A 25,738-nucleotide genomic window follows, 5' to 3' on the forward strand; every position below is an offset into this window, starting at 1 on the left:
CGCGTCCGCGGCCCCGGTCGTAGGATCCCAACATGCACGATCCCGCCGCGCAGTGGCCCCTCGGACGCCTGCTCTCGGCCGCCGCCCGCGCCGTCGAGCGCGAGTGGGACGAGCGCCTCCGCGCGGTCGGGCTGTCCCACGCGGCGCTCGTCGCCATCGACATCCTGCTGCGCACCGGGCCGACCGGTGCCGACACCATCGCCCGGACCGCGCGCGTGCAGCCCCAGACGATGTCACGGACGCTCGAACGGGCCGAACGCGACGGCCTCGTGGCCCGCACCGCACACCCGGAGGACCGTCGTCGGCGGGTGGTCTCGGTCACCGCGGACGGCCGGCGCGCATGGGAGACCGCGCAGCACATCGAGCGCGAGGTCCTGCCCGAGGACGAGGGTCTGCGGAAGCGGCTCACCGCCCTCCTGCACAACAGTAGCGTCTGAAATACTGCATGTAGTAGGCTGCTCGGGTCGGCGCAGGGCCGACCCGACCGGCAGGAGTCACGCATGCCCGAACGTCGCGCCGACCGAGCAGCGGCCGCAACAGCCGCGCCCGTGCGACGGCAGCGGCGACGGCGTCCGGTCCTCGTCGCACTGATCGCCACGGTCGGGTCGCTCCTCGGCATCGCCACGGTCGTCGCGGTCGTGGCGGCGACCTTCGTGGGCGGTCTCGCCCGGAGCTTCGACGAGCACACCGAGGTCCTGACCGAACCGTTCCCCACCGGGGCGCGTCCGTCGCCCACCGGGAGCGCCGAGGACATCCTGCTCATCGGGTCGGACTCGCGGGCCGCCCTCGACCCGGACGGCGACCACACGGCCGGCGGACGGTCGGACACCCTGATGCTCGCGCACGTCCCCGCGGACCGTCGCCACGTCTACCTCGTGTCGATCATGCGCGACTCGTGGGTGGAGATCCCGGGGCACGGCACCGCGAAGATCAACGCGGCGTACTCCTGGGGCGGCATCCCCCTGACCGTGCAGACCGTCGAGCAGCTGCTCGACGTGCGGATCGACCACGTCGCCGAGATCGACTTCGCCGGGTTCGCCAGCATGACGGACGCCCTCGGCGGCGTCACGGTGCAGTCCTCCACCGACTTCACGGCGCGGGGTCACCACTTCACGCAGGGACCGAACCACCTCGACGGCCAGCAGGCGCTGGCCTTCGTGCGCGAACGGTACGCCTTCTCCGACGGCGACCAGGCGCGTGTGCGCAACCAGCAGGCGTTCCTGCGGGGGGTGTTCCAGCAGGCGCTGTCCCGGGGCACCCTGACGGATCCCGGACGGATCGGGGACCTCGTGACCGCGACGAGCGAACACCTCGCGGTCGACCCGGGCCTCGACGTCCCGACGATCGCGCGCGTCGGGTGGTCGCTCCGGCACCTCGACGCGGACGACCTCGTCACGGTCACGATGCCGATCGACGGGAGCGGGACGTCACCGGACGGACAGTCCTTCGTCCGGCTCAACGAACTCGAGCGTCGTGCACTCTCGCAGTCCCTGCGGTCCGACGACCTCCAGCGGTGGGTCGATTCGCACGGGCGATGACGCGCGAGCGGCGCCACGACGCACGAGACCCCGTGGCGTCGTGCCACGGGGCCTCGTGCTGGATCGGGAGGTCGATCAGGCCGGGAGCTGGAGCTCCTGGCCGGCGTAGATCAGGTTCGCGTCGTCCACGGTCGACGTGTTCGCGGCCCACAGCTTCATGTAGCCACCGTCGATGCCCAGCTGCGTCGCGATCTTGTCGAGCGTGTCGCCCGACTTGATCGTGTAGGTCTTGCCGCTGGTCGGCACGGCGGCCGGCTTGCTCGGCGCGGAGACCGCGGGCGCGGCCGGGGTGGTCGCCTTCGGGGCGGCCTGCTGCTGCGGCGCGGCCTGACGCTGGGGAGCGGCCTGCTGCGGGGCGGCCTGCTGCTGCGGCGCGGCCTGCTGGGGTGCGGCCTGCTGCGGCGCAGCAGCCTGCGGGGCGGCTCCGGCGGTACCGCTCAGGCCGAGCTTCGCGGAGCAGGCGGGCCATGCGCCCCAACCCTGGGACGCGAGGACGCGCTCGGCCACGGCGATCTGGGTCGTGCGGCTCGCCGAGGCGGGGTTGCCCGCGCCGCCGTTGGCCTGCCAGGTGCCGAGGTTGAACTGCAGGCCGCCGTAGTAGCCGTTGCCGGTGTTGATGGCCCAGTTGCCGCCGGACTCGCACTGCGCGAGGGCGTCCCAGGTCGAGCCGGACGCTGCGTTCGCGGGCGCTGCCGCGAGGCCGACACCGGTCGCGGCGATGCCGGCGAAGGCCAGGCCACCGACGATGGTGCGGGTACGGGAAAGCTTCTTCATGGTTGATCGCTCCACCGGGACCACTGACCGACGGACCGCCGGAGCGGTCTCGGTCGCCACTGCCCGTCCCGACCGATCGCGGTCGAGTTGTGGGGTGCGCCTCCGGGGGCAGTGGACTGGTGCCGGCGGCGTCTGGTCGGCAACCATAGGAAATTCGTCACTGTTATCAAACCGAGACAATGGGTTCTACCGGTAGATGCTATGTACCCCGACGGTGTTCCTGTACGTCCGCATCGGTACGGCTGCGGCGATCGGGACGTACCCGGGTACGCGACCTTGGCAGTTCCCTGGCAATGCGGCGGACGGGAGGCCCGTGGCGGCCTGGCCGGGAGCCTCCCGTCCGCCTCCTGGTCGCCGCCTGTTCACGCCCTGGACAGCAGCGTCACGGCTTCCAGGTGGCCGGTCTGCGGGAACATGTCGAGCACGCGCGCGCGCCGCAGGCGCAGCGAGGGCATGCGGGCGAGGTCCTTCGCGAGCGTCACCGGGTTGCAGCTCGAGTAGACGACGTGCTCGACCGAGGAGTCCTCCAGCCAGCCCGCGAGCGTCTCGCCGATGCCCCGTCGCGGCGGGTTCACCACGACGAGTCCCGGCACGGCGTCGGGGCGTGCACGGAGCGCGTGCTCGGTGGCGTCGTCGGCGGCGAAGCGGACGTCGGTCAGGCCGGCCTCACGCGCCGACTGCTTCGCGGACCGGATCGCCTCACGACTCGTCTCGATGCCCGTGACCGCGCGGTCGGGTCGAGCGGCGTGCAGGGCGAACCCGCCGACGCCGCAGTACAGGTCCCACATCGACGCGGGCGCGACCTCGTCGATCCACGCGGACGCCTGGTCGTAGAGCTGGGCGGCCACGGCCGTGTTCGTCTGGAAGAAGCTCTGCGGGCGCAGGTGCATGGTGACCGCGTCGAAGCGCATCGGCAGCGTCTCCTGCTCCGTGAGCACAACCTCGCGGTCCCCCTCGGTGACGGCCTTGTGCTCGGGCAGCAGGTTCGCGGTCACCACGACGGCCTCCGGCAGCATCCGCCGCAGGGCACCGAGGTGCTCACGGAGCCGGGGCAGCTGGCCCTCCGAGCGCAGCACGAAGCGCACCATCAGGTCACCGTCGGGCGACTCCGTCACGAGCACGAACTTCAGCTCGCCACGGCGGGCGGCCACGTCGTAGGGGATGAGCCCGGCGTCGGCGACGAAGTCCGCCAGGATCGGCAGCGCGCGCCGGATGCCCGGCGTGCAGATCCCGCAGTGCCGCAGGTCCACCCCGCGCTGCCGGTGGTCGAGGATGCCCACCGTCGGCCGCTGCACGGTCCCACCGACGACCATCTTCGCCTTGTTCCGGTAGCCGGATTCGGGGCTGGTGATCGCCGGGAGCCACTCGACGGCCCCCGGCCCCCCGGACGCCTCGACCGCGTCGCGCAGGAGTTCGCGCGTGCGGATCTCCTTGTCGAGCACCTGGTCGGCGTAGGGCTGGCCCATCAGGGTGCAGGACCGGCACACCCCGCGGTCGAAGTAGTCGCACTGCATGGCCGGGTCAGGATACGGCAGCGGCGTCCCGGGTCGTCGTCGCGATGCGGTACACCGACGTCGTCGCCGTGACGAACAGGGTCGTGCCGTCGTCGCCGCCGAAGCAGAGGTTGGCGACCACCTCGGGCACGGGGACGTCGCCGATGCGGGTGCCGTCCGGGGTGAAGACCGAGACACCGCGGTGTGTGGAGGACCAGACGTTGCCGTGCTCGTCCACGCGGATGCCGTCCGGCACGCCCTCGCCCGCACCGAGCCGGACGACGACCCGGCCGTTCTTCACCCGGGCGCCGTCGACGTCGTACGCCCGGACGACCGGCTCGTCGGACGACGAGCTCGCGACGTAGAGCACGCGCTCGTCCGGCGAGAACGCCAGCCCGTTCGGCTCGTCGACGTCGAGGACGACCGGGCGGAGGTCCTCGCCGTCGGGACCGCACCGGAACACCCAGTGGTCGCCGTACTCCCGCTCGCCGGGGTGGCCCTCGCGCGGCTGCGTGATGCCGTAGGCGGGATCGGTGAACCAGATGCCGCCGTCCCCCGCGACGACGACGTCGTTCGGGGAGTTCAGCCGGCCACCGCCCCACCCGTCGACGATCGGCGTGACGACCCCGTCGCGGTCGCGCTCGACCCGTCGGCGTCCGTGCGAGCACTGCACGACCGACCCGTCGCGGTCGCGGGTGCGGCCGTTCGTGAACTCGACCCCGGCGGCGTACGTCGAGGTCTTGCCGGTGTCCTGGTGCCACTGGAGGATGCGGTCACCCGGGATGTCCGACCACCGGAGCGTGCTCGAGGACGGGATCCAGCACGGCCCCTCGGCCCACGTGCTGCCGGTCGCGATCCGGTCGAGGGCGCCCGGGTCGGGGACGAGGTCGGTCAGCTGCACGGGTTCTCCTTCGAACGGCGAGCGGGGTCAGGCTGCGGCAGCGGCCTCGCTGCGTCGGTGCACGGCCTTCTCGATCGCCGAGATCGCGAGACCGAGCAGGATCGACGCCACGACCGCGAGCGTCGTGACGAGGAACGGCTGCTCGCGGCTCCAGTGCCCGGTGGCGGCGGCGATCCCGACGCAGTACGCGGCCCAGACGACGTCGGCGAGCGCGCAGCTCAGCAGGAACCGGCGGAGATCGAGGCCGCTGTCGGCACCGACGAGGTTCGTCGTCAGTCGGCCCATCGGGATGAAGCGGCCGAGGACCGCGATCCGGCCGGGAGCCTTGCGGTAGCGACCGTCGATGGCCTCGCGGGCCTTCCGGATCTTCGGTCGCGTGAACCAGGACCGGGAGCCGAGGTCGACCGAACGGGCCAGGCGCCAGAGCACGAGGTCGCCGAGCACCATGCCGACCGTCGCGGCGACGACGAGGAACAGCACGGGCAACAGACCACCGTCGCCCCCGACGAGCAGGGTGCCGATCGCGACGACCATCGCCTGGCTCGGCAGGAACACCGCGACACTGCCGACGGCGAGCACGAGGCCGACGGCGAGGAACGCCCAGGGGGTGCCGACGAGCTGGACCACCACGTCCTGCGCTGCGTCCACCGGTCCACCTCCACGGGCGCGGGGAGGCACGCCGGCACCCATCATCCCAGGTCGGTGCGGGGTCCGTGCTCCGTCCGGTGCACGATCTCGCGCATCGTGTCGTTTGCGCCGTCCGCGTCCCCCGCGGCGACCGCGCGCGCGAGCGCGAGGTGGAGCCCGACGTCGTGGCGGTCAGGGCGGATGCTCCCGCGCTCCCGGAGGGCCTCGCCGACGACCCGGTGGAGCCGGCGGTAGAGGACGTTGCCGGACAGGTCGAGCACGCGGGTGTGGAACCGGACGTCCGCGCTCGTGAAGTCGAGGCGGCGGTCCTGGGTCGCGGCGGCGGCGAGCTCGTCCGCGGTGGCGAGCAGCGCCTCCCGTCCGGCCGCGCACTCGTCGAGCGACGCGCGTCGGGCCGCCGCGGCGGCCGCGAGCGGTTCCACGGCGGCGCGGAGCTCGCGCAGCTCGGCCGATGCCCGCTCGCGGTCCGGGCCCTGCAGCCGCCACCGCACCACCCGCGGGTCGAGGACGTCCCACTCCACGGCACCGAGGACGGTGATGCCGACCCGACGACCGGCGTGCAGCAGCCCGAGGGAGACCAGGACCCGGACGGCCTCGCGGACGATGCTGCGGCTCGCACCGGTCCAGGCGACCAGCTCGTCCGTGCTGCGTCGGCTCCCGCGGGCGAACTCCCCGGAGACGACCGCCGTGCCGATCGCGTCGAGGACCCGGTCGTAGGTGCTCGTCACCGCTGCGAGACGGGTGAGAGCACGAGTTCGTCGATCCGCACGTGCGCCGGCGACCCCAGCACGAACGCGACGGTCCGGCCGACGTCCTCCGGTTGGAGCATGCGCTGCCGCGCCGCTGCGTCGGGGACCTCGGGGCGCTGGTCGAGGAAGTCGGTCGCCACGTCGCCCGGGCAGAGGTGCGTCGCACGGACGCCGTGCTCGGCCTCCTGCTGGTTGAGCGTCCGGACGATCGACCCGAGCGCGGTCTTGCTCGCCGAGTACGCCACACCGGCGCCCGGCTGGAAGGACCACCCGGCGTAGGAGGACACCACGACGACGACACCGCCGGACGCCCGGAGCGCGGGCAGCGCGGCGTCGACGACGGTCACGACCGCGGTGGTGTTCGTGTCGAGGACCGCGCGGACGTCGGCGAGCGACTGGTCGGCCCACCGCCGGGCCGGGGTGTTCAGGCCCGCGGCCAGCACGAGGCCGTCGATCCGCCCGTGGTGTTCGAGCACCCGGTCCCGGGCGGCCACCACGGCGTCGGCGTCGGTGACGTCGAGCGGCAGCACCGCCGCGTTCCCGCCGGCGGCACGCACGGCGTCGGCGACCTGCTCGAGCCGGTCGGGGCGACGGCCGCTGAGCACGACCGTCCAGCCGTCCCGGGCCGCGGCGAGCGCGCTGGCCGCACCCATCCCGCTGCCGCCACCCGTGGTCCAGAGCACCTTCGCCGTCATGCTCGAATAGTATGACCATTCGAGGCACGGGCGCCCACGGCACCCGGCCTCCGGAGAACGGGACCGACGAACCGGCCCGGTGAACGGGAGCGACGATGCACCTCGACCTGACCGACCGCGTGGTCGTCGTGACCGGAGCCGCCCGCGGCATCGGCCGGACCCTCGCCGCACGCTTCGTCGCCGAGGGCTGCCGCGTGGTCGCCCTCGACCTCGCCTTCGACGATGCGGCATCCCCCGGCGTCGACGAGGTGGTGTGCAACGTGGCCGACCCGGCGTCGGTCAGCGCCGCGATCGACGAGGTCGTCGCCCGGCACGGCACGATCGACGTACTCGTCAACAACGCCGGCATCAACGTCACCGGGACCGTCGCGGAGCTGGACTGGGACGCCTGGCGCCGGTGCATGGACGTCAACCTGGGCGGCACGTTCCTCGTCAGCCAGGCGGTGGCGCCCGTGATGCAGGCGGCGGGGCGCGGACGCATCGTCAACGCGGCGTCCTTCGCGGCGATCGTGCCGAGCGTCGGCAGTGCGGCGTACGCGGCGTCGAAGTCGGCGGTCGTGGCGTTCACGCGCGTGCTCGCGTCCGAGCTCGGCCCGTGGGGCATCACCGTCAACGCCTACGCCCCCGGGATGGTCCCGACGACGATGAACGGCTTCGCCGAGATGCCGACCGCCGAGCAGGACCGACTGCTCGACACGCTGTCGCTGCGCCGGTGGGAGACCCCGGACGACGTCGCCGACCTGCTCGTGTTCCTGGCGAGCGACGCCGCGGGCTACATCACCGGCACGCTCGTCGACGTGTCGGGCGGGAAGCTGGCGACGCAGATCCCGGCGCGGGCGTACGGGCGCTGACCTCGGGACTGTCCGGCCGTTCAGGAAGTTGCCATCCGGCGTTCCGTAAGCTGTGAGGACCCAGTGAGCCGGACTGCTGCCCGACCCCGAGGAGGTGCCCGATGGTCTCCGTCCTCATCGCGTTCGCGATCGTCGCCCTGATCGTCCCCGCCCTGACCCCCCTGATCGGCCGCCGCGTGTTCTACGTGGCCGCGCTCGCTCCCGCCGCCGCCGCGGTGCTGACGATCGCCCAGACGGACCGGGCCCTGCACGGCGGGGTGACGAGCCAATGGCAGTGGATCCCGCAGCTCGACCTCGCGCTGTCGCTGCGGATGGACGCCCTGTCGTGGGTCCTCGCCCTCGTGGTCTCGGTCGTCGGTGCCCTCGTGCTCGTCTACTGCGCGTCGTACTTCGGCCGCGACGAGCCGGGACTCGGCCGGTTCGCCGGCGTCCTCACCGCCTTCGCCGGGTCGATGTACGGGCTGGTGGTCGCCGACGACGTCATCGTGCTCTTCGTGCTGTGGGAGGCCACGACGGTCTTCTCGTACCTGCTCATCGGCCACGACGCCGCGAAGCGGGCCAGTCGGGCGGCCGCGATGCAGGCGCTCGTCGTCACCACCGCCGGCGGTCTGGCGATGCTCGCGGGCCTCGTCGCGCTCTCGGTCACCGCGGGCACCACGAGCCTGTCCGGCATCATCGCGCAGGCTCCGGAGCTGGTCGACCGTCCGGGTCCGCTCGTGCCGGTGTCCGTCGTGCTCGTGCTGCTCGGCGCCCTGACGAAGTCGGCGATCGTCCCCTTCCACTTCTGGCTCCCGGCCGCCATGGCGGCACCGACCCCGGTCAGCGCGTACCTGCACGCCGCCGCGATGGTGAAGGCCGGCATCTACCTCGTCGCGCGCCTCGCCCCCGCGTTCGCGCTGATGACCGGCTGGCGCGAGACGGTCACGGTGCTCGGGGTGGCCGGCATGCTCGTCGGCGGGTACCGCGCGCTCCGGCAGACCGACCTCAAGCTCCTGCTCGCCTACGGCACCGTCGCGCAGCTCGGCTTCCTCGTGCTCGCCGCCGGCTGGGGCGCCCCCGCCGTGGCGCTGGGCGGCGTGGCGCTGCTCGTCGCACACGCCACGTTCAAGTCGACGCTCTTCCTGGTCGTGGGATCGATCGACCACGTCACCGGCACCCGTGACCTCGGCAGGCTGAGCGGTCTCGGACGTCGGATGCCGTGGCTCGTGGTGGTGGCCGTCCTCGCGCTGGCCTCGATGGCGGGGATCCCGCCGACCATCGGGTTCGTCGCGAAGGAGGCCGTGCTGACCGGCTTCGTCGAGGAGCTGCACGGACCGCAGGCCGGGTGGGCATGCGTCGCGCTCGTCGGCGTCACGCTCGGCTCGCTCCTCACCGTCGCGTACTCACTCCGCTTCCTCTGGGGCGCCTTCGCCCGGAAGCCCGGCGTGCAGGAGACCGCGCCGCACGGGCTGCACGGTCTCGGCGTCGTGCCGTCGGTCCTCGCGGTCACGGGCCTCGCACTCGGACTCCTCACCCCGGTCGTCGCGCACGGCATCGAGCCCGCGGCCACCGCGGCGGCGCTCCCCGAGGGCGAGGTCCCGCACCTCGCGCTCTGGCACGGCCTCGAGCCGGCGCTCGGCCTGTCCGCGATCACACTCGTCGGCGGCGTCGCCCTGTTCCTGCTCCGGCGCCCCGTCGAGGCCCTGCAGCACCGCCTCGCCGGCTCGCCGAGCGCCTCCGGCACCTACCGCGCGATCATGCGCGGGCTCGACCGCGTCGCCACCGGCCTGACCGCGGGCGTGCAGCGCGGATCGCTCCCCTACTACCTGACCGTGATCCTCTCGGTGTTCGTCGCCGGGGCCCTCGCCAACCTCGTGCTCGGCGGGCCGTGGGAGTTCCACGTCCGGTTCGCCGACTCGTGGGGCCAGGTACCGGTCGTGGTCGTCATGGCGGTCGCCGCGATCGCGGTGCTCACCGCCAAGACCCGGTTCGCCGCCGCCGTCCTCGTCGGGGTGACCGGCTACGGCATGTCCGTGCTGTTCGTCCTGCACGGCGCGGTCGACCTCGCGCTCACGCAGCTCGTCGTCGAGACCGTCACGCTCATCGCCTTCGTGCTCGTGCTCCGGCGGCTCCCCCCGCGGATCGCGACGGCGAACCCCTCGCGCTTCCGGATCGCGCGTGCGCTGTTCGCCGCGCTGGCCGGCGTGACCCTGGCGATCGTCGTGATCGTCGCCGCCTCCGCACGGAACGCCGCACCGATCTGGCCGGACCTGCCCGCGCTGACGAGTTCGTTCGGCCACGGTCTGAACGTCGTGAACGTCGCGCTCGTCGACCTGCGCGGCTGGGACACCCTCGGCGAGCTGACGGTCGTCGTCGCCGCGGCCACCGGTGTCGCGAGCCTGATCTTCCTCGACTCGCGCGAGGACACGCTCCCCCGCCTGCGGGACATGCCCGCCAGCGTGGCCGAGGACAAGCACCGCCCCGACGGCGAGCCCCGCGCATGGCTGCCGACGAGCGCCGCGATCCCGACCGGGCGCTCCGCACTGCTCGACGTCGTCGTGCGGCTGCTGTTCCACGGCCTCGTGGTGCTCTCGCTCTACCTGCTGTTCGCCGGGCACAACGCGGCCGGCGGCGGGTTCGCCGGCGGACTGGTCGCCGGCATCGCCCTCGCCGCCCGCTACCTGGCCGGCGGCCCCGCCGAGCTCGGTGCCGCTGCCCCGGTGCGCGCCGGTCGCCTGCTCGGGCTCGGCGTCGCGGTCGCCGCGACCACCGCCATCGTGCCGCTGTTCTTCGGCAAGGAGGCGCTCTACTCCGAGTTCTTCGAGGCGACCGTCCCCGTCCTCGGCCACGTCGAGTTCGTCACCGCCACCTTCTTCGACATCGGGGTGTACCTGGTCGTCGTCGGGCTCGTGCTCGACGTGCTCCGGAGCCTGGGCGCCGAGGTCGACCGGCAGCGCCTCGAGGACTCGCGTGCCCCGGTCGCGGACACCACCGAGGGCGACCCCGCCGACAACGTCGCAGCCACCACCCCGGAAGGGAGTGCCACATGACCATCACGCTGGTCCTCGTCATCGCGATGGCGGTGCTGTTCTCGTGCGGGGTGTACCTGCTGCTCGAACGGTCCCTGACCCGCATGCTGCTCGGCTTCCTGCTGCTCGGCAACGCGCTCAACCTGCTCCTGCTCATCATGACCGGCGCCGCCGGCAAGCCCCCGGTCGGCAAGTCCGCCGAGGGGATCACCGACCCGCTGCCGCAGGCGTTCGCCCTGACCGCCATCGTCATCACCTTCGCCGTCAGCGCCTTCCTGCTCGCGCTCATCCATCGGTCGTGGAAGCTCTCCCGCGCCGACGAGGTCGAGGTCGACGAGGCGGACGCCGCGATCGGCCGCGACCGCGACGACCCGGCCGACGAGGACCCCGAGATCGACACCGACCCCGAGGCCGCACAGCGCGAGGAGGCCGCACGATGACCTGGCTCGTCCCGCTCCTCGTCCTGGTCCCGCTGCTCGGGGCCGCCGTCGCCCTCGGCCTCCTGCGCCATCGCAAGCTCCAGCGCGCGATCACCGTCGCGGTCCTCGCCGTCGCGGTGGCCGTCGCGGCGACGCTCATGGTGCTCGTCGACCAGCACGGCACGATCGTCGTGCAGGTCGGCGGTTGGCAGGCCCCGTACGGCATCTCGCTCGTGGTCGACCGGCTGAGCGCCCTGCTCCTCACCGTCAGCGCGAGCGTGCTCCTGCTCGTCCTGCTGTTCTCCATCGGCCAGGACCTCGCGCCCGACGACGAGGACGCCCCGGTCACGATCTTCTACCCGACGTACCTCGTGCTCGCCGCCGGCGTGCTCGACGCCTTCATGGCCGGCGACCTCTTCAACCTCTACGTCGCGTTCGAGATGCTGCTCGTGGCGAGCTACGTGCTCATCACCCTCGGCGGCAGCGAGCAGCGCGTCCGGGCCGGCACGACGTACATCGTCACCAGCCTCATCGCGTCGGCGATCTTCCTGGCCGCCATCGGCCTGGTCTACGGCGCGACCGGAACCGTGAACATCGCGCAGATCTCCGAGCGGGTCGCCGGTCTGCCGGAGCACGTGCAGCTCCTGCTCCACACGATGCTGCTCATCGGCTTCGGCATCAAGGCCGCCGTGTTCCCCCTGGCGTTCTGGCTGCCGGACTCGTACCCGACCGCACCGGCACCGGTCACGGCGGTGTTCGCGGGCCTGCTGACGAAGGTCGGCATCTACGCGATCATCCGGCTCGAGACCATCATCTTCCCGGGGCCGCAGCTCAACGACGTCCTGCTCGTCGTCGCGGTCCTGACGATGGTCGTCGGCGTGCTCGGCGCCGTCTCGCAGACCGACGTCAAGCGACTGCTGTCCTTCACCCTCATCAGCCACATCGGCTTCATGGTGATGGGCATCGGCCTCGGCTCGGTCGTGGGGACCGCCGCAGCGGTGTTCTACACCGTGCACCACATCGTCGTGCAGACCACGCTGTTCCTGGTGTCCGGCGTCATGGAGCGCATCGGCGGCACCACCTCGACGCGGTCGCTCGGTGGCCTGCTCAAGGCCGCGCCACTCCTCGCGGCGCTGTACCTCGTGCCGGCGTTCAACCTCGGAGGCATCCCGCCGTTCTCCGGCTTCATCGGCAAGCTCGGCCTCTTCCGGGCCGCAGCCGAGGACGGCTCCCCCATGGCATGGGTGACGATCGGCGCCGGGGTCGTGACGAGCCTCCTCACCCTGTACGCGCTGATGCGCGTCTGGGACGCCGCCTTCTGGCGGCCGAAGCCGGCCGCCGAGGCGGCGGCACCGCACGCCAGCACGGCGGAACCGCACGCGCACCTGCGGTCGCCGGAACCGGCGCCCCTCACCGTGTCCGAGGAGACCGGCGAGGCGTACCACCCGGGGGGCTCGACCACCGTCACCGACGCACCCCACGCGAGCAGCGCCTCCAGTCCGGCCACCGGGCAGACCGCCGCGGTCGAGCCGTCGGCGCACGCGCCGCTGCCGCGCATGCTGGTGGCGGTCACGACGGTGGCGGTCCTCGGTTCGGTCGCCCTGACCGTCGTCGCCGGACCGCTCTACGGGTACGCGACCCGCGCCGCCGAGTCGCTGGAGTCACCCGACCGCTACGTGCAGGCCGTCCTGGGAGGTACACGATGAGCGACCTCCGCCGCACGTCGAACGCCCGCCGCATCGCGCTCGCGTGGCGCTACGACGTCCCGCTCGTCGCCGGGCTGACCGTGCTGTGGGCGCTGCTCTGGGGTTCGTGGACCGTGCTGACGCTGCTGTGCGGCGTCGTGGTCGCACTCCTCGTGACCCAGCTGCTGCCGCTCCCGCCGGTCCCGCTCTCGAAGCGCCTGTCGGTGCCGCGGCTGCTCTGGTTCCTCGTGGTCTGGGCGGGGCTCGTCGTCGTGGCGTCCTTCCGGGTCGCCTGGGTCGCCGTGCGTCCGCGCGGTGTCCGCCGCAGCTCGATCGTGCTCGTGCAGATGCACACCACGTCCGAGATGACCTTCACGCTCGCCACCCTGGCGATCTCCCTCGTGCCCGGGTCGTTCGTCGCCGACGTCGACCTGCCGCGCCGTCGCCTGCTGCTGCACGTGCTCGACACCGAGCACACCGAGCAGGTCGAGGCCGCCGCGCACGAGGCCCACCGCATCGAGGAGCTCGTCATCCGCGCCATCGGGTCGAAGCAGGACGTGTCCGAACTCGCCGAGCCGCTGCCGGCGGTGACCCGGTGAGCGCCGCCGTGGTCGTCATGGGCATCGGCGTCCTGCTCGTGCTCGCCCTGCTCGGGGCGACCCTCGCCCTGGCCGTCGGCCGGATCGTCCGCGGTCCGACCATCCTCGACCGCATGATCGGCTCGGACATCGTGCTGACCACCGCGCTCGTGGTGATCGCCGCGGCGATGGTCGTCCGGCAGGACCTGACCGCCGTCCCCGTGCTCGTGGTGATCGCGGCGACGAGCGTGTTCGCCACGATCGCCGTCGCCCGGATCGTGACGCCGTCCTCGGACCCGTCCGACGAGGGCACCGACGCGACCACGCCGGAGCACGCCGTGGAGGAGGAGTCGAAGTGATCGCGATCCTGGAGTCCTTCGTCGACGGGGCCGGTGTCCGCGCCTGGATCGCCCTCGCGCTGCTGCTGGTCGCCTCCGCGCTCTCGCTGGCCGCGGCGATCGGCATCGTGCGGTTCCCCGACCCGCTCGTGCGCCTGCACGCGATGGCGAAGCCGCAGGTCCTGGGGTTGGCGCTCGCCCTCGCGGCGGTCGTCGTCGCGGTGTGGACGTGGACGGCGTTCTGGGTCGTCGTGCCGGTCCTCGTGTTCCAGCTGTTCCTGGTGCCGGTGTCGACGCACATGATCGCGCGCGCCGGTCTGCGGTCGAACGACTACCGGCACGAGGACCTGCTCGTGGACGACACCGAGGACTGACCCCGAGGTCCGACTCAGCCCGCCGCGGCGGCCTCGGACGGCTCGGGCGCCGGCGAGCGGGTGTCCCGCCGCGCGAGCAGCAGGTCGGCCACGGCGGCGAGCACCACCAGCCCCGCCGCGAACGCCGGGAAGAGCATCGCGGCGCCCGTCCCCGCCCGCTCGGCGACCTCGCCGACGACCGCGGACGCGACCGACTGCCCGACGATGACCGCCGAACCGAGGATCGTCATCGTCGTCGCCGAGCGGCCGACCGGGGAGCGGTCCGACCCGAGGCTGTACTGCGCGACGAGCGTCGGGCCGATGCCGATCCCCAGGATCCCGAGGACGAGCACGACGGACCCGATCGAGTCGGCACGGCTGAACGCGATCGCCCCGCCGAGCAGCACGAGGCCGAACACGAGCCAGCGCCACGTGACCCCGAAGGACCGCGGGAAGGCCGCCGAGCCGAGCGCGAGCGCCGCGGAGCCGATGCCCATGACGCCGTAGAGCAGGCCCGCCTGGGACGCCTCGCCGTGACCTTCCACGAAGGCGGTCAGCGAGGTCAGCGTCGAGCCGAAGAACAGACCGACGCCGAGGATGCCGACGACCACGACGAGCAACCGGGGGCGGAGGAGCTGCCGGGCGGGCGCCCGGGTCTCCTGCGCCGGCCCACCGACGACGAGCCTGCCGGTGGGGTGCAGCGCGAAGGCGGTGACGAACACGAGCGTCAGCGCGGCGGCCCCCGCGACGGCCACCCACGGCGCGATCGCACTCGCGAGCAGGCCGACCAGGAACGGGCCGATGATGAACACGGTCTCGTCGGCGGCGGACTCGTAGGCCATCGTGACGCTGAAGACCCTGTCGCGACGGGCGGGCGAGGTGTGGCGTCGGATGAGCGCGACGAGTCGCGTCCGGGACATCGGGGCGACCTGCGGGGCGGTCGCGCCGATGCAGAACGACATCGCGAGGACCGCGAGGTCGGGCGCGGTCCCCGCGACGACGAGGGGCAGGACGCCGAGGAGGACGGCGTTCGCGAGTCCGACGGGCACGAGCACGGCCCGCTGGCCGAAGCGGTCGGCGGCGGCGCCGACGAGCGGGCCGAAGACCGCCGAGCCGATGCCGACGGACGCGGAGTTGATGCCGCCCAGCGCGACGGAGTCACGGGAGGCGACGACGAGGGTGAGGACGCCGACGACCATCATCGCGAAGGGCAGCCGGGCGATGAACGCGATCGGGAAGTACCACCGACCGGCGAGGGAGACGAGGGACGCGTCGGCGCGACGTTCGTGGAGCATGAGGGGTGTGCCTTCTGGGGCCCGGCCTGGTCGGTCGACGGGCCCGTCGGGGTGCCGCCGTTGATCCGCCGGGGGTGCCGACGGCCGGTAGGTACACACTGCGTACTGGTGGTGCCCGACCAGGGTAGCAAGCGTGACCGGGAGGCGGACGGGAGGCGCGTGCCGGTCCCGCCACGCGCCTCCCGTCCGCCGTCAGTCCCGTCGGCGCAGGCCGTCGTCGATGCGCGCCAGCAGGGTCGCCGCTGCGGCGAGCCCCTCCTCGTCGCCCGCGAGGGCGGCACGGAGCCGCCCGGCCCAGTGCGCGTGCAGCCGCTCGATGCTCTCGTTCGCGCGGGACGTGGCGTGCAGCTGCACCGTGCGGGCGTCGTCCGGGTCGGTGCGGCGCTCGACCATGCCCTTCGCGACGAGCGAGCGGAGCGCGACGCTGCAGTTGCTGCGCTGGAGTGCGGTGGCGTCGGCCACAGCGCTCGGCGAGGCGCCGGGGTTCCGGTGCACCCAGCGCATCACGAGCGCCTCGGTCCCGGTGAGCGGCACGATGTCGGGGGCGTGCGGGCCGTGCGGGTCGACCTCGCGGCCGATGCGCAGGACGACGTCGGCGAACTCGGCGAGGGCGTCGTCGGAGACCGCTGGTGCCATGCCGTCACTGTACCGCTGCCGACGGATGAGTTATGGTTTCATAACCATGACGACCGACACCGGATCCATCCGCGCCGCGACGGCGAACCCCTCCACCCGGCCGACGGGCATCACGACGCCGCTCCTGCTCGTGCTCGGCCTGCTCAGCGCGGTCGCGCCGTTCGCGACCGACCTCTACCTGCCGGCGTTCCCGCAGATGACGACCGAGCTCTCGGCGTCCGCGACCACCGTGCAGCTGACCCTGACCGCCTTCCTGGTCGGCGTGACCGCGGGGCAGCTCGTCTTCGGGCCGCTGTCCGACCGCTTCGGCCGCGTGCCGCCGCTGCTCGCGGGTGCCGCGCTGTGCGTGCTCGCGAGCGCGGCCGCGGTGCTGGCACCCAACGTCGGCGTGCTCGTCGTGGCACGCCTGCTGCAGGGCCTCGGCGGCGCGGCCGGCATGGTGATCGGACGCGCCGTCATCTCGGACCTCGCGACCGGCAGGCCCGCGGCCCGGGCGTTCTCGCTCATGATGATCGTCGGCGGGGTCGCCCCGGTGGTCGCACCGCTGCTCGGCGGGTTGCTCACCGGCCCGATCGGGTGGCGCGGGCTGCTCGCGATCGTCCTCGGCCTGTCGGTCGTGATGCTCGTGTCCGTGCTGGCGGTGGTCCGCGAGACGCACCTGCGCGCCCGTCGCGACGCGCTGCGGGCCGAACGCACCGCCTCCGGTTCTCCGCTCCGAGCGCTGCGCTCGCGGACGTTCGTCGGCTGGACCGCAGTGTTCGGCTTCGCGTTCGCGGTGATGATGGCGTACATCTCGGCGTCGCCCTTCCTGTACCAGGGCATGCTCGGCCTCGACACGGTCGGCTACGGACTCGCCTTCGGCCTGAACGCGCTCGCGCTGATGGGCGTCAGCATCCTGTCCGCGAAGCTCACCGCGACCCGCTCCGTCGAGGGTGTCCTGACCCTCGGGATCGTCCTGGTGACGGCGTCGACCGTCGCGTTCGCGCTGCTCGTCGTCACCGGTGCGCCGGTCCTCTGGCTCGCCGTCCCGCTGTTCACCGCCGTCGGTTCGCTGGGCCTCGTGCTCGGCAACGCCACGGCGATGGCGCTCGGCGCGGTGCCCGGCGTGGCCGGGAGCGCCTCCGCCGTGCTCGGAGCGCTGCAGTTCGGGCTCGCGGCGCTCGTGTCACCCCTCGTGAGCATCGGCGGCGAGGGCACGGCGGCACCGCTCGCGATCGTCATGCTCGCCGCCGCGGTCGTCGCCGTCGTCGCGCTCGTCGTGGCGCGGCGCAGCCGGGCGTAGGACGCCGTCGGCGCGGCTGCGCGCAGGTTCCTCAGCGACGGACGCGCAGCGGGACGGCCGCTCCGTCGCGCGGCCGGAGGACCGGGATGCGCGGCATCGCCCAGTCCACCCACACCACGCGCGCGGCCGGTGCCACGGCGACCGCCCAGAGGATCGACGCGGCCGCGTCGGTCGGGTAGTGCACGGCGTCGATCGACACCGACAGGAAGACGACCACGATCGCGACGACGCCGACGACCCGTGCCACCTGGTGCCACCGCGTCTCGCGGACGACCCAGACCAGGGCGATGACGAACGCGGTGATGTACACGGTGTGCCCGCTCGGGTAGCCGGGGTCCGGCTGCACGGGGAACGGGTGCGGCAGCAGTGCGACGTCCGGCCGGGCCCGGTGCACGAGCTCCTTCACCGCCGCCGACGGCAGCCAGGTGATCGCGATCGTCATGCCGAAGCCGAGCGCAGGGCGGACGTCGCGTGCCCGCCACCAGATGATCCCCGCGACGACGAACGTGATCGCGATCGCCGGCACCGGACTGATGACGTGGTAGACCGCCGTGGTGAACGCCCCGAGGGCGCCGACGTGCAGTGTGTTGAACGCCTTCGCGAGCCCCAGGTCGACCGTGCCGAGGAAGAACCCGACCACGGTGAGCACGAGCACGGCGACGACGGCGATCGCGATCGTCGACAGCGGACGGGGGTTCGGCTCGAGGATGCCGACGACGTCGGCCCTCCTGCGGCGGCGCTCGGGGTCGGTGCTCATCCGTCCATCGTCCCAGGGGATCGTCCGACCGCCCGGCGTGCCGGCCCCGCTCCGCATCAGAGACCGTTCAGCCCCGTGGCTGCGTTGCCACCCGTCGCGCATCCACAGGTCCCTCCGGGCGACTCCGCCCCGTGCGAGGCTGACGGGATGCTCGTCGCCTACGTCGATGAATCGTACGACCGCGACCGCTACTTCATCGGTGCCGCGATCGCGACGCTGGAGGGGTGGGAAGCGGTCTCATCGCGTCTCGCGGCGGTCCGGCAGCGAACTGCTCGTGAACACGGGACCGATCCCGAGATCGAGTTCCACGGGCACGAGCTCATGGGCGGCAGCGGCCCGTGGTCGCCACTGCGCGGCAAGCACCGCGAAGCCGCCGGCGTCTCACTCGCCGTCCTCGACGCCGCCCGGGACTGTGGCGTCCGGTACCTCTTCCGCGGCGTCGACGTGGCTCGACTCCATGCGCGATTCCGGTACCCGGCGCCTCCGCACGCCGTCGTCTTCGGTCACGTCCTCGAACAGATCGACCAGTACACCGCCGCGCACGGCGACGAGGAGCAGGCGATCGTGGTCGCGGACGAGATCGCGACACAGGCAGAACACCAACGCGCCTTCGCCGGGTACCAGGAGTTCGGGACGGGCGGCGCCGGATCGTCGATGCTCCGGCACATCTCCTCGCCGATCAACTTCGCCTGCTCCCGGTTCTCGGACGGGCTGCAGGTCGTCGACCTCGCCGTGTACGTCCACTTCCGACGTCAGCGCATCCACAACCCGCACCCCGCCGCCCGCCGGACGCTGGCCCGGCAGTGGGCAGCGATCGCGCCCGCAGTGGCACACGAGCAGACCTGGGTGCCGTGAGCGGGACGACCCGGGCAGAACGAAGGCCCCGCGAGCGGGGCCTTCGGCTGGCGACGTCCCGGGAACCGGCCCGTCGTGCATCCAAGGGTAGTCGACCGCTCGCTCGCGTGCAGTCCGGGCAGTGCTTCGACTTCGCAACACCTAGGATGGATGGGTGCCCGCTCCCGTCCCGCCGCTCGACCCCGCCGAGCTCGGCGCGTACTTCTCGCTCATCGAGGTCAGCAGCCTGCTCCGGCACACCGTCGAGCAGCAGCTCAAGGACGCCGGCGGCCTGAGCTACGTGCAGTTCCAGCTGCTCGCGACCCTGGGCGACGCCCCCGACGGCAGCCTGCGCATGACCGACCTCGCCGACGGCGTCGTCTACAGCCGGAGCGGCCTGACCTACCAGGTCGGACTCCTCGAGCGCGACGGGCTCGTCGTGCGCGCCCCCTCGACCGAGGACGAGCGGAGCACGACGGTCGCGCTCACCGACGCCGGGCGCGACGTGCTCGGCCGGGTCTTCCCCGGCCACGTCGAGGTGCTCCGGCAGCTGTTCCTCGAGCCGCTGTCGGCCGACGACGTCCACGCCCTCGCCGACGTGCTCGGACGGGTCCGCGACCACATGCGGACCGTCCCGCCGCGCTCCGCCCGTCCCCGACCGAAGCGCGGCTGACCCCCGCGTCAGTCGGCGACGTCGAACACCACGACCCGTCCGGCTGCCGCGCCGATCGCGTCGGCGACCGGGCGGTGCTCCGGGTGCGGCAGGTAGGCGGCGAGCGCGTCGGCGTCGCGGAAGCGCACCGTCAGCATCCACCCGAAGTCCGCCTCGAGCCCCTCCGTGCTGATGCTCGTCCCCGAGCGCACCGACTCCACCCCGTCGATGCGCTGCAGGTGCTCACGGCACAGCGCGTCGAGGCGCTCGGTGACGCCCTGCCCCTCATCGGTCAGTGCCACCAGCACCACGTGCGTCACGCCAGCCATCCGCTGCTCCCGTCGTCCCCGCACAGCCTGCCACCGGGGTACTGGGACACCACTCCACCTGTGTCCGCACGCAACCCGGCGACCTACCGTCTCCCCCGTACGCAACGACGACGAGAGGCATCACCATGGCAAGTGGAGTGGCAGCGGTCTGGGTACCGGTCAGTGACATGCAGCGCGCGGTCGCGTTCTACCGCGACGCGCTCGGCCTGACGGTCAAGAGCGAGGACGACGACTGGAGCGAGATCGACGCGAACGGGCTGCTCATCGGCCTGAACGGACGAGAGTCGGCGGGTCCGTCGAGCGACGGCGGCGCGGTCGTGTCGTTCCAGCCGGACGGCAGCATCGAGGACGAGGTCGCCGATCTCAAGGCGAAGGGCGTCGACTTCGCGGGCGACGTCAGCGAGCACCCGTGGGGCAAGATCATCCCGTTCAAGGACAGCGAGGGCAACGACCTGCAGCTGTACTCGCCGCCGCAGGGCTGAGGCGACGACCTGCAGACGGGAGGCGCGGTGCCAGCTGGCACCGCGCCTCCCGTCTGCAGGTCCTGTCTAGAACGCGGGCGTCCCACCGGCGATCGTGACGGTCGAACCGGACTGGTAGCTCGACTCCGGGCTCACCAGGTGCACGTACGCGGCACCGAGCTCGGCGGGCTGGCCCGGGCGTCCGAACGGCGACTGCTCGCCGAAGTGCGCGACGGTCTCCGCGTCGTCCGAGCCGGGCTGCAGCGGCGTCCACACCGGACCCGGCGCGACCGAGTTCACGCGGATGCCCTTCGGTGCGAGCTGCTGCGCGACGGCTTCGGTGAAGGTCTTCACGGCGCTCTTCGAGATCGCGTAGTCGATCTTGTCCGGCGACGGCGTCGCGGCCTGGATCGAGCCGGTGGTGACGATCGTCGAGCCGGGCTCGAGGTGCGGGACCGCGGCCTGGGTCAGCCAGAACAGCGAGTAGATGTTCGTCTTGAACGTCGAGTCGAAGTGCTCGGTGGTGAGCGACAGGATGTCGTCGTTGCTGTCCATGCGACCGGCGACCATGACGAGGGTGTCGAGTCCGCCGAGCTCGTCGACGGCCTTCTGGACGAGGTCCTTGCAGTACTGCTCGTCGGAGATGTCCCCGGGGACGAGGACGGCCTTGCGCCCCTCGGACTCGAGGAGGTCACGGACCTGCTCGGCGTCCTCCTGCTCGTCGGGCAGGTAGGAGAGGACGAGGTCGGCGCCCTCGCGGGAGAGCGCGATCGCGGCGGCACGCCCGATGCCGGAGTCCGCACCGGTGACGATGCCGCGGTAGCCGGTCAGGCGCTCCTTGCCGACGTAGCTCTGCTCGCCGTGGTCGGGCTGGGGGTCCATCTTCCAGGCGGCACCCGGCAGCGACTGCTCCTGCTCCGGGAACGGGGGCTTCGGGTAGAGGCTGTTCGGATCGCGCTTCTCGTACTGGCTCATGGGGCCATGGTGCTCGCACGTGCCTCCGCATCGGTCCAGTCGTCCGGCTGTCACCCGGACGCCCAGGTGGCGCCAGGGCGACGGGGGTTGCCTGCTCGCCGTCACCCGAACAGCAACTGGAGGCAGCGAATGGCCAAGACCTGGTTCATCACCGGAGCGTCGAAGGGCTTCGGCCGCGAGTGGGCGGAAGCCGCCCTGGAGCGCGGGGACTCCGTCGCCGGCACCGCGCGGAACACCGACGACGTGCAGGCACTCGTCGAGCAGTACCCGGACACCTTCCTGGCGATCCGGCTCGACGTCACCGACAAGGCCGCCGACACCGCCGCGGTGCAGCAGGCCGCCGAGCACTTCGGTCGGCTCGACGTCGTCGTGAACAACGCGGGGTTCGGCCACTTCGGCATGGTCGAGGAGCTGACCGAGGACGAGGTCCGCGCGCAGCTCGAGACGAACTTCTTCGGCGCCCTCTGGGTCACGCAGGCGGCACTGCCGATCATGCGTGAGCAGGGCTCGGGGCACATCGTGCAGGTCTCGAGCATCGGCGGCATCAGCGCGTTCCCCACGGTCGGCGCCTACCACGCGTCGAAGTGGGCGCTCGAGGGCCTGTCGCAGTCGCTGTCGCAGGAGGTCGCGGGCTTCGGCATCTCCGTCACGCTCGTCGAGCCGGGCGGGTTCTCGACCGACTGGTCGGGTCCGTCCTCGAAGCACAGCGAGGAGCTCGACGCCTACGCGGACGTCCGCGAGGCCGCCTCGAAGCGCCCGTCCGCGTCGGACCCGGGCAAGCCCGAGGCCACGCGGTCGGCGATCCTCAAGGTCGTCGACGCCGAGCAGCCGCCGCTGCGGGTCTTCTTCGGCAAGGCGCCGCTCGGCATCGCCGAGCAGGACTACGAGTCGCGTCTCGCGACGTGGCGCGAGTGGCAGCCGGTCGCCGAGGAGGCGCACGGCGCCTGAAGCGACCGTTGACGGACGGGAGGCGCGGTGCTGGCTGGCACCGCGCCTCCCGTCCGTCCGTGGGTCGCGCTGGTCAGACGCCCGCCGTGGAGCGGATCCACGAGGACGACTGCGACAGCAGCGCGTAGTTGGACCCCGCCTGGGTGTTCGCACCCGGGTCGGCGCTGTCGCCGGTGGAGCAGACGGCGACCACCTTGCCGTTGACGAGGAGCGGGCCGCCCGAGTCCCCGTGGTTCGAGGCGCCGGTGACACCCGTGACGTGCTGGGCGCGACCGCTGTAGGCGTCCCGCGTCGAGCCGGTCAGGGACACCGTCGCCTGGTACAGCCCGTCCGACTGCTGCGCGTTCGCCCGCAGACCGTAGCCCTGGATGACGCCGGTCCCGCTCGACTTCGCCGCCGCCGTCAGGTCGAGGGGAGCGTAGGTGGAGAGTGCGTACGCGCTGCGCAGGTGCACGAGCGCGATGTCCCCGGCCGGTGCGGCACTGACCCGGTCCACGGCGACGGCGGACCCGCGGTTCGTGGTGGAGTTCGAGTGGTAGACGTTCATCGCACCGATGCCGTCGATGCAGTGCCGCGCGGTGAGGATCCACGAGGCGTTGATCTGCTCCCCCGTGCAGTTGCTCACGTAGCCGGACGGGATCGTCCCGCCGGAGGCCTCGAGCTGGACCGCCCAGCTCGTGGTGGGGGCCTGCTCTCCGCCGACGACCTCGATGTGCGCGGGCAGCGCGGAGGCGGGGGTGGCGGCGAACACGCCGCCGGCGACGACGGCGACGGCGGCGAGCGCCGCTGCGAGGGTGTGCTTCATGTGGACTCCTCGATCAGGACCCTGCGACGTTGCAGGGTGCAACCAGGTGGCCATCCTGACCCTCGTCCGAGGGTCGTACCAGTCCGCACTTCCACCGACACCGGGGCTGCGTGACCGCTCCCTATGCTGATCCCGTGTCCGACCCCGCTGTCACCGCCACCGCCGCGCCCGCCGCACGTCGCCCGGTGATCGCGATCGCCGGACTCGCGATCGAGACGTCGACGTTCACGCCGACCCGTACCCTCGCGCCCGCCTTCCACCCGGACCGCGGCGACGAGGTCGTGGCGCGGTACCCGTTCCTGGCGTCGTACGCGGACGCCGCCGACTTCCGCGGGGCGCTGATCGGCCACGCACTCCCCGGCGGGGTCGTCGCCCGGCCGGCGTACGAAGAACTCGCCGACGAGATCGTCGCGCGCCTGGCGGAGATCGGGCCGGTCGACGGCCTCTGGTACGACATCCACGGCGCGATGGTGGTCGAGGGGCTCGACGACGCCGAGACCGACCTGCTCGGCCGCATCCGCGCGGTCGTCGGGCCGGACGTCATCGTGTCGGCGTCGATGGACCTGCACGGCAACGTCACGCGGGAGCTCGCGCACCAGGTGGACCTCGTCACCTGCTACCGGATGGCGCCGCACGAGGACGCCCTCGAGACGAAGGAGCGCGCGGTCCGGAACCTGGTCGACGTGCTCGCCACCAGGCCGGTCGGTCGACAACGCCCGGTGAAGGCGTGGATCCCGATCCCGGTGCTGCTGCCCGGCGAGCAGACGTCGACACGCATCGAACCCGCGGCGTCGATCTACGCGCAGGTGCCGGAGGTCGAGCAGGAGGACGGCGTGCTCGACGCCGCGATCTGGGTCGGGTACGCCTGGGCGGACCAGCCCCGCGACCGTGCCGTCACCGTCGTCACCGGGTGGGACCGCGACGTCGTGGCCGCCGGTGCCGAGCGCCTGGCCCGGGCGTTCTGGGACGCCCGCGAGGACTTCGCGTTCGTGGCACCGACGGGCTCCTTCGACGAGTGCCTCGCCGCCGCGCTCGCACCCGGCGGCGCGCGCCCGTTCTTCGTCTCGGACTCCGGCGACAACCCGACCGCCGGTGGTTCCGGCGACATGACGTGGGGGTTGACGCAGGTGCTCGCGCACCCGGCGTTCGCCGCGCCGGACGGCCCCACGCTGATCTACGCGAGCGTCCCCGGTCCGGCCGCCGTCGCCGAGGCCGTGGCCGCCGGCGTCGGGGCGACCGTCACGGTGACCGCGGGCGCCGAGGTCGACGACGTGCACGCGGGGCCGATCACGATGACCGGTCGGGTGCACGCGGTGCGGCACGGCGACCGGGACGCCGAGACCGAGGTCGTGCTGCAGGTCGGCAGCGTCTTCGCGATCCTGACGACGCTCCGCAAGCCGTACCACCACGAGCACGACTTCACCGACCTCGACCTCGCCCCGCGGGACGCCGACGTCGTCGTGGTGAAGATCGGGTACCTCGAGCCGGAGCTGTTCGACATGGCGGCGGACTGGATGCTGGCGCTCACCCCCGGCGGCGTCGACCAGGACCTGCTGCGCCTCGGGCACCACCGGATCGAGCGACCGGTGTTCCCCTACGATCGGGAGTTCGCGACGCCGCCGGACCTGTCCGCGCGGATCGTGCCACCGTCGAACGAACCCCTCGGAGCCGCCTGATGTCCGTCGCCCTCGAGATCGCCGTGACCTCGCCCACCGGGGCCCTGGTCGCCCGTGACGGGGGCGCCGACCGGGTCGAGCTCTGTGTCGGCCTGGAGCTGGGCGGACTGACGCCCTCGCAGGCCCTGGTCGAGGCCACGCACGAGACCGGGATCCCGGCGCACGCCCTGGTGCGCTGCCGCCCCGGGGGCTTCACGTACGACGACGACGAGCTCGCGCTCATGGAGCGGGAGGTCCGCACGGTCCTGCGCTCGGGAGCGGCCGGGGTGGTGGTCGGCGCCCTGCGCCCGGACCGGACCCTCGACGAGGACGCCCTCCGCCGGTTCGTGGAGGCCGCCCGCTCGGTCTCCGCGCACGCCGAGGTCACGCTGCACCGGGCGGTCGACCACGCCGCCGACCCGGTCGCGACCGCCGCTCGGCTGGCGGACCTCGGGCTGACCCGGGTGCTGACGTCGGGCGGAGCCGCCAGTGCCCCGGCGGGGGCGGCGACGATCGCCCGGATGGTCGAGGCAGCCGGTCCGGTGCAGGTCATGGCCGGTGCGGGCGTGCGGCCCGAGGACGTCCGGGCCCTGGTCGCGACCGGTGTCGCCGCGGTGCACCTCTCCGCGAAGCGCCCGGTCGGCGCGCCGGAGCACGGCGGTGTGCCGATGGGCAGCGGGGACGACGGTTCGACGTACACGGTGACCGACCCCCGGGTGGTCGCCGCGGCGCGGGCCGCGCTCGACACCGACGGCTGACGCCGGAGCAACCCGGAGCAGCAAGGGTCAGCCCGGAGCAGCAAGGGTCAGCCCGGAGCAGCCGGGTCAGTCGAGTGTCACGACCCGGTCGGCCGCCGTGATGGCCACGGGATCGTGGGCGGCGTGCACGACGACGACCCCGGCGGACGCCTCGTCGGCGAGCGCCGCCGTCACGAGTGCCGCCGACCCGGCGTCCACCCCCGCGGTCGGCTCGTCGACGAGCAGGACCGGCGCGCGCTGCGCCAGACCGAGGGCGACGAGCGTGCGCTGCCGCTGCCCGCCGGACAGCTCGTCGAGCGGCCGGTCGGCGAGGTCGGTGAT

29 protein-coding genes are annotated in these 25,738 nt (G+C 72.8%); 16 read left to right on the plus strand and 13 right to left on the minus strand.

Features of this window, described 5'->3' with window-relative positions; genetic code table 11:
* The first annotated feature begins 32 nt into the window (after window positions 1-32).
* Together H7A69_RS10005 and H7A69_RS10010 are read left to right on the plus strand one after the other, a co-directional pair.
* Window positions 33-437: a MarR family winged helix-turn-helix transcriptional regulator gene (locus tag H7A69_RS10005; RefSeq protein WP_182046886.1), complete on the plus strand. Its 405-nt coding sequence runs from the start codon at window positions 33-35 to the stop codon at window positions 435-437.
* 63 nt (window positions 438-500) lie between these two features.
* The gene (locus tag H7A69_RS10010; RefSeq protein ID WP_182046887.1) at window positions 501-1,538 is read left to right on the plus strand and encodes an LCP family protein; all 1,038 of its coding nucleotides are present in this window, start codon (window positions 501-503) and stop codon (window positions 1,536-1,538) included.
* A 75-nt stretch (window positions 1,539-1,613) separates the two neighbouring features.
* Here the strand turns inward: H7A69_RS10010 and H7A69_RS17630 are convergent, their stop codons facing one another.
* The 6 genes from H7A69_RS17630 to H7A69_RS10040 all read right to left on the minus strand — a co-directional run bounded on the left by H7A69_RS17630 (window position 1,614) and on the right by H7A69_RS10040 (window position 6,798).
* The gene (locus tag H7A69_RS17630) at window positions 1,614-2,312 is read right to left on the minus strand and encodes a transglycosylase family protein (protein ID WP_182046888.1); all 699 of its coding nucleotides are present in this window, start codon (window positions 2,310-2,312) and stop codon (window positions 1,614-1,616) included.
* A 362-nt stretch (window positions 2,313-2,674) separates the two neighbouring features.
* Window positions 2,675-3,826 (minus strand): 23S rRNA (uracil(747)-C(5))-methyltransferase RlmC, encoded by a 1,152-nt coding sequence (rlmC, locus tag H7A69_RS10020; protein ID WP_182046889.1) that lies wholly within the window; start codon window positions 3,824-3,826, stop codon window positions 2,675-2,677.
* 7 nt (window positions 3,827-3,833) lie between these two features.
* Complete coding sequence (locus tag H7A69_RS10025; RefSeq protein WP_182046915.1) at window positions 3,834-4,700, minus strand: SMP-30/gluconolactonase/LRE family protein; 867 nt, start codon at window positions 4,698-4,700, stop codon at window positions 3,834-3,836.
* Window positions 4,701-4,733: 33 nt separating this feature from the next.
* On the minus strand, window positions 4,734-5,354 hold the full coding sequence (locus H7A69_RS10030; protein WP_182046890.1) for a DedA family protein: 621 nt from the start codon (window positions 5,352-5,354) through the stop codon (window positions 4,734-4,736).
* 41 nt (window positions 5,355-5,395) lie between these two features.
* A complete protein-coding gene (locus tag H7A69_RS10035) occupies window positions 5,396-6,082 on the minus strand; it encodes a FadR/GntR family transcriptional regulator (protein ID WP_182046891.1) in 687 nt (228 codons plus the stop codon).
* The gene (locus tag H7A69_RS10040; protein ID WP_182046892.1) at window positions 6,079-6,798 is read right to left on the minus strand and encodes an SDR family oxidoreductase; all 720 of its coding nucleotides are present in this window, start codon (window positions 6,796-6,798) and stop codon (window positions 6,079-6,081) included. Before H7A69_RS10040 ends, H7A69_RS10035 begins: the two co-directional genes overlap by 4 nt.
* A gap of 95 nt (window positions 6,799-6,893) precedes the next feature.
* Here H7A69_RS10040 and H7A69_RS10045 point away from each other — a divergent pair, with 95 nt between their 5' ends.
* The 7 genes from H7A69_RS10045 (at window position 6,894) to mnhG (ending at window position 14,051) form a co-directional block, all read left to right on the plus strand.
* On the plus strand, window positions 6,894-7,649 hold the full coding sequence (locus tag H7A69_RS10045; protein WP_182046893.1) for an SDR family NAD(P)-dependent oxidoreductase: 756 nt from the start codon (window positions 6,894-6,896) through the stop codon (window positions 7,647-7,649).
* A 101-nt stretch (window positions 7,650-7,750) separates the two neighbouring features.
* Window positions 7,751-10,678 (plus strand): Na+/H+ antiporter subunit A, encoded by a 2,928-nt coding sequence (locus tag H7A69_RS10050; RefSeq protein WP_182046894.1) that lies wholly within the window; start codon window positions 7,751-7,753, stop codon window positions 10,676-10,678.
* Window positions 10,675-11,097 (plus strand): Na(+)/H(+) antiporter subunit C, encoded by a 423-nt coding sequence (locus H7A69_RS10055; RefSeq protein ID WP_182046895.1) that lies wholly within the window; start codon window positions 10,675-10,677, stop codon window positions 11,095-11,097. Before H7A69_RS10050 ends, H7A69_RS10055 begins: the two co-directional genes overlap by 4 nt.
* The gene (locus tag H7A69_RS10060) at window positions 11,094-12,782 is read left to right on the plus strand and encodes a Na+/H+ antiporter subunit D (RefSeq protein ID WP_182046896.1); all 1,689 of its coding nucleotides are present in this window, start codon (window positions 11,094-11,096) and stop codon (window positions 12,780-12,782) included. The genes H7A69_RS10055 and H7A69_RS10060 overlap by 4 nt, the downstream gene beginning before the upstream one ends.
* Window positions 12,779-13,360, plus strand: a complete 582-nt coding sequence (locus H7A69_RS10065) for a Na+/H+ antiporter subunit E (RefSeq protein ID WP_182046897.1) — start codon at window positions 12,779-12,781, stop codon at window positions 13,358-13,360. Before H7A69_RS10060 ends, H7A69_RS10065 begins: the two co-directional genes overlap by 4 nt.
* Window positions 13,357-13,698 (plus strand): sodium:proton antiporter, encoded by a 342-nt coding sequence (locus tag H7A69_RS10070; protein WP_182046898.1) that lies wholly within the window; start codon window positions 13,357-13,359, stop codon window positions 13,696-13,698. Before H7A69_RS10065 ends, H7A69_RS10070 begins: the two co-directional genes overlap by 4 nt.
* A complete protein-coding gene (mnhG, locus tag H7A69_RS10075; protein WP_083263777.1) occupies window positions 13,695-14,051 on the plus strand; it encodes a monovalent cation/H(+) antiporter subunit G in 357 nt (118 codons plus the stop codon). The genes H7A69_RS10070 and mnhG overlap by 4 nt, the downstream gene beginning before the upstream one ends.
* 14 nt (window positions 14,052-14,065) lie before the next feature.
* Here the strand turns inward: mnhG and H7A69_RS10080 are convergent, their stop codons facing one another.
* Entirely contained in the window at window positions 14,066-15,325 is a 1,260-nt protein-coding gene (locus H7A69_RS10080) for an MFS transporter (RefSeq protein WP_182046899.1), read from the minus strand.
* 192 nt (window positions 15,326-15,517) lie between these two features.
* On the minus strand, window positions 15,518-15,961 hold the full coding sequence (locus H7A69_RS10085) for a MarR family winged helix-turn-helix transcriptional regulator (protein WP_182046900.1): 444 nt from the start codon (window positions 15,959-15,961) through the stop codon (window positions 15,518-15,520).
* Between the two features lie 46 nt (window positions 15,962-16,007).
* Here H7A69_RS10085 and H7A69_RS10090 point away from each other — a divergent pair, with 46 nt between their 5' ends.
* Window positions 16,008-17,243: a multidrug effflux MFS transporter gene (locus tag H7A69_RS10090; RefSeq protein ID WP_182046901.1), complete on the plus strand. Its 1,236-nt coding sequence runs from the start codon at window positions 16,008-16,010 to the stop codon at window positions 17,241-17,243.
* A 31-nt stretch (window positions 17,244-17,274) separates the two neighbouring features.
* Here the strand turns inward: H7A69_RS10090 and H7A69_RS10095 are convergent, their stop codons facing one another.
* Window positions 17,275-18,000, minus strand: coding sequence for a phosphatase PAP2 family protein (locus H7A69_RS10095; protein ID WP_182046902.1), 726 nt, complete (start codon window positions 17,998-18,000; stop codon window positions 17,275-17,277).
* 147 nt (window positions 18,001-18,147) lie between these two features.
* Between H7A69_RS10095 and H7A69_RS10100 the strand changes: the two genes are divergently transcribed.
* Both H7A69_RS10100 and H7A69_RS10105 read left to right on the plus strand, forming a co-directional pair.
* The gene (locus tag H7A69_RS10100; RefSeq protein ID WP_069711871.1) at window positions 18,148-18,855 is read left to right on the plus strand and encodes a DUF3800 domain-containing protein; all 708 of its coding nucleotides are present in this window, start codon (window positions 18,148-18,150) and stop codon (window positions 18,853-18,855) included.
* Between the two features lie 154 nt (window positions 18,856-19,009).
* Entirely contained in the window at window positions 19,010-19,507 is a 498-nt protein-coding gene (locus H7A69_RS10105) for a MarR family winged helix-turn-helix transcriptional regulator (RefSeq protein WP_182046903.1), read from the plus strand.
* An 8-nt stretch (window positions 19,508-19,515) separates the two neighbouring features.
* Here H7A69_RS10105 and H7A69_RS10110 read toward each other — a convergent pair whose 3' ends face one another.
* Window positions 19,516-19,815, minus strand: coding sequence for a Dabb family protein (locus tag H7A69_RS10110; protein ID WP_182046904.1), 300 nt, complete (start codon window positions 19,813-19,815; stop codon window positions 19,516-19,518).
* 125 nt (window positions 19,816-19,940) lie between these two features.
* Here H7A69_RS10110 and H7A69_RS10115 point away from each other — a divergent pair, with 125 nt between their 5' ends.
* Complete coding sequence (locus tag H7A69_RS10115) at window positions 19,941-20,297, plus strand: VOC family protein (protein ID WP_182046905.1); 357 nt, start codon at window positions 19,941-19,943, stop codon at window positions 20,295-20,297.
* A 66-nt stretch (window positions 20,298-20,363) separates the two neighbouring features.
* Here the strand turns inward: H7A69_RS10115 and H7A69_RS10120 are convergent, their stop codons facing one another.
* On the minus strand, window positions 20,364-21,251 hold the full coding sequence (locus H7A69_RS10120) for an SDR family oxidoreductase (RefSeq protein ID WP_182046906.1): 888 nt from the start codon (window positions 21,249-21,251) through the stop codon (window positions 20,364-20,366).
* Between the two features lie 129 nt (window positions 21,252-21,380).
* Between H7A69_RS10120 and H7A69_RS10125 the strand changes: the two genes are divergently transcribed.
* Window positions 21,381-22,199 carry an SDR family oxidoreductase gene (locus H7A69_RS10125; RefSeq protein WP_069711866.1) on the plus strand — a complete coding sequence of 273 codons (819 nt, stop codon included), beginning with the start codon at window positions 21,381-21,383 and terminating at the stop codon, window positions 22,197-22,199.
* Window positions 22,200-22,272: 73 nt separating this feature from the next.
* Here H7A69_RS10125 and H7A69_RS10130 read toward each other — a convergent pair whose 3' ends face one another.
* Window positions 22,273-23,004, minus strand: a complete 732-nt coding sequence (locus tag H7A69_RS10130; RefSeq protein ID WP_069711865.1) for a S1 family peptidase — start codon at window positions 23,002-23,004, stop codon at window positions 22,273-22,275.
* Between the two features lie 134 nt (window positions 23,005-23,138).
* Between H7A69_RS10130 and H7A69_RS10135 the strand changes: the two genes are divergently transcribed.
* Together H7A69_RS10135 and H7A69_RS10140 are read left to right on the plus strand one after the other, a co-directional pair.
* On the plus strand, window positions 23,139-24,680 hold the full coding sequence (locus H7A69_RS10135; protein ID WP_182046907.1) for a M81 family metallopeptidase: 1,542 nt from the start codon (window positions 23,139-23,141) through the stop codon (window positions 24,678-24,680).
* Window positions 24,680-25,417, plus strand: coding sequence for a copper homeostasis protein CutC (locus H7A69_RS10140; RefSeq protein WP_182046908.1), 738 nt, complete (start codon window positions 24,680-24,682; stop codon window positions 25,415-25,417). The genes H7A69_RS10135 and H7A69_RS10140 overlap by 1 nt, the downstream gene beginning before the upstream one ends.
* Window positions 25,418-25,483: 66 nt before the next feature.
* Here H7A69_RS10140 and H7A69_RS10145 read toward each other — a convergent pair.
* Window positions 25,484-25,738, minus strand: a 255-nt coding sequence (locus H7A69_RS10145) for an ATP-binding cassette domain-containing protein (protein WP_182046909.1), incomplete at its 5' end; no start/stop codon positions are given.

Source organism: Curtobacterium sp. ME26 (assembly GCF_903970945.1).
Taxonomy (GTDB): Bacteria; Actinomycetota; Actinomycetes; order Actinomycetales; family Microbacteriaceae; genus Curtobacterium; species Curtobacterium citri.

Coding starts and splice junctions, on each gene's coding strand:
- H7A69_RS10005 (WP_182046886.1), top strand. CDS start 33: ATGCACGATCCCGCCGCGCAGTGGCCCCTCGGACGCCTGCTCTCGGCC.
- H7A69_RS10010 (WP_182046887.1), top strand. CDS start 501: ATGCCCGAACGTCGCGCCGACCGAGCAGCGGCCGCAACAGCCGCGCCC.
- H7A69_RS17630 (WP_182046888.1), bottom strand. CDS start 2,312: ATGAAGAAGCTTTCCCGTACCCGCACCATCGTCGGTGGCCTGGCCTTC.
- rlmC (WP_182046889.1), bottom strand. CDS start 3,826: ATGCAGTGCGACTACTTCGACCGCGGGGTGTGCCGGTCCTGCACCCTG.
- H7A69_RS10040 (WP_182046892.1), bottom strand. CDS start 6,798: ATGACGGCGAAGGTGCTCTGGACCACGGGTGGCGGCAGCGGGATGGGT.
- H7A69_RS10045 (WP_182046893.1), top strand. CDS start 6,894: ATGCACCTCGACCTGACCGACCGCGTGGTCGTCGTGACCGGAGCCGCC.
- H7A69_RS10050 (WP_182046894.1), top strand. CDS start 7,751: ATGGTCTCCGTCCTCATCGCGTTCGCGATCGTCGCCCTGATCGTCCCC.
- H7A69_RS10055 (WP_182046895.1), top strand. CDS start 10,675: ATGACCATCACGCTGGTCCTCGTCATCGCGATGGCGGTGCTGTTCTCG.
- H7A69_RS10060 (WP_182046896.1), top strand. CDS start 11,094: ATGACCTGGCTCGTCCCGCTCCTCGTCCTGGTCCCGCTGCTCGGGGCC.
- H7A69_RS10065 (WP_182046897.1), top strand. CDS start 12,779: ATGAGCGACCTCCGCCGCACGTCGAACGCCCGCCGCATCGCGCTCGCG.
- H7A69_RS10080 (WP_182046899.1), bottom strand. CDS start 15,325: ATGCTCCACGAACGTCGCGCCGACGCGTCCCTCGTCTCCCTCGCCGGT.
- H7A69_RS10085 (WP_182046900.1), bottom strand. CDS start 15,961: ATGGCACCAGCGGTCTCCGACGACGCCCTCGCCGAGTTCGCCGACGTC.
- H7A69_RS10090 (WP_182046901.1), top strand. CDS start 16,008: ATGACGACCGACACCGGATCCATCCGCGCCGCGACGGCGAACCCCTCC.
- H7A69_RS10095 (WP_182046902.1), bottom strand. CDS start 18,000: ATGAGCACCGACCCCGAGCGCCGCCGCAGGAGGGCCGACGTCGTCGGC.
- H7A69_RS10100 (WP_069711871.1), top strand. CDS start 18,148: ATGCTCGTCGCCTACGTCGATGAATCGTACGACCGCGACCGCTACTTC.
- H7A69_RS10110 (WP_182046904.1), bottom strand. CDS start 19,815: ATGGCTGGCGTGACGCACGTGGTGCTGGTGGCACTGACCGATGAGGGG.
- H7A69_RS10115 (WP_182046905.1), top strand. CDS start 19,941: ATGGCAAGTGGAGTGGCAGCGGTCTGGGTACCGGTCAGTGACATGCAG.
- H7A69_RS10120 (WP_182046906.1), bottom strand. CDS start 21,251: ATGAGCCAGTACGAGAAGCGCGATCCGAACAGCCTCTACCCGAAGCCC.
- H7A69_RS10125 (WP_069711866.1), top strand. CDS start 21,381: ATGGCCAAGACCTGGTTCATCACCGGAGCGTCGAAGGGCTTCGGCCGC.
- H7A69_RS10130 (WP_069711865.1), bottom strand. CDS start 23,004: ATGAAGCACACCCTCGCAGCGGCGCTCGCCGCCGTCGCCGTCGTCGCC.
- H7A69_RS10140 (WP_182046908.1), top strand. CDS start 24,680: ATGTCCGTCGCCCTCGAGATCGCCGTGACCTCGCCCACCGGGGCCCTG.